The sequence below is a fragment of the Brevibacillus sp. AG162 genome (assembly GCF_006715575.1).
GTDB classification, from domain to species: Bacteria; Bacillota; Bacilli; order Brevibacillales; family Brevibacillaceae; genus Brevibacillus; species Brevibacillus brevis.
The window spans coordinates 1-1,172 of the sequence record NZ_VFNO01000023.1 but is presented as its reverse complement, the minus strand read 5'-3'; the positions used below and the strand labels follow the sequence as shown (position 1 = coordinate 1,172).

Genomic DNA, 1,172 nt, shown 5'->3' with positions numbered 1-1,172 from the left:
TGGTCTCGGAGAGACGCGCGTTTAGGTTACGCGACTATCACGCTCTATGGTCAGCTTTCCCAAGCTGTTCACCTACGCGCGTCTTTTGTAACTCCATGTGAGACGCCCCACAACCCCGCCAGGTAAACCTGACGGTTTAGGCTCTTCCGCGTTCGCTCGCCACTACTGACGGAATCACTATTGTTTTCTCTTCCTCCGGCTACTTAGATGTTTCAGTTCACCGGGTCTGCCTTCTCATCACCTATGTATTCAGTGATGGATACCATCCCATTACAGATGGTGGGTTCCCCCATTCGGAGATCCCCGGATCAAAGCGTGCTTACCGCTCCCCGAGGCTTATCGCAGTTCGCTGCGTCCTTCTTCGGCTCCTAGCGCCAAGGCATCCACCGTGTGCCCTTAGTAACTTAACCACATTGGTTAGCACTAAAAAGTACTTACAGTTAATATCTTAGCAATTTCATGCAGTATCCAGTTTTCAAGGAACAAAAACTTCGTTTTTGTTGACCGCAAGCGGTCATATTGAAGTTTTATAAAAAACGTCGAGACGTTTTTTACTTTTGCTAGTTACTCGTAAGAGTAACTGCCTGGCAACGTCCTACTCTCCCGGCTCCCTGCGGAGCAAGTACCATCGGCGCTGGAGGGCTTAACGGCCGTGTTCGGCATGGGAACGGGTGTGTCCCCTCCGCCATCATCACCAGACAATTTTACTATTTCTCAAAAGTGACGAAGAACAATGTATCACATCTTCTTAATCACATTCAAGTGTTATTTTTTAGAAAATGGTGGAGCTGAACGGGATCGAACCGATGACCTCCTGCTTGCAAGGCAGGCGCTCTCCCAACTGAGCTACAGCCCCATACTGGGCAATATTTAGTGGTGGGCCTAGGCTGACTCGAACAGCCGACCTCACGCTTATCAGGCGTGCGCTCTAACCAACTGAGCTATAGGCCCTCGTAAGCCACAAAAAAAGACGTACTACTCCAAAGGCCAAAAACTGCGGCACTTTAAAGTTCTATATACGTCAGGGAGTTGATGCTCCCTCAAAACTGAACAGCGAATTGTGCGTTACGGTCATATCTCCATAGAAAGGAGGTGATCCATCCGCACCTTCCGGTACGGATACCTTGTTACGACTTCACCCCAGTCATCTACCCCACCTTCGGCGGCTGGCT

General features: G+C 49.7%; 2 tRNA genes and 3 rRNA genes. All 5 read right to left on the bottom strand.

From position 1 onward, the window contains the following. Positions 1-410 (bottom strand): 23S ribosomal RNA (locus tag FB479_RS30780); the annotation flags it as partial. Positions 411-582: 172 nt separating this feature from the next. Next, positions 583-699, bottom strand: a 5S ribosomal RNA gene (rrf, locus tag FB479_RS30250). Positions 700-780: 81 nt separating this feature from the next. Next, positions 781-856 (bottom strand) — tRNA-Ala (locus tag FB479_RS30245). A gap of 18 nt (positions 857-874) precedes the next feature. Further along, positions 875-951: transfer RNA gene (locus FB479_RS30240), tRNA-Ile, on the bottom strand. Positions 952-1,085: 134 nt separating this feature from the next. Further along, a 16S ribosomal RNA gene (locus FB479_RS30235) occupies positions 1,086-1,172 on the bottom strand; the annotation flags it as partial.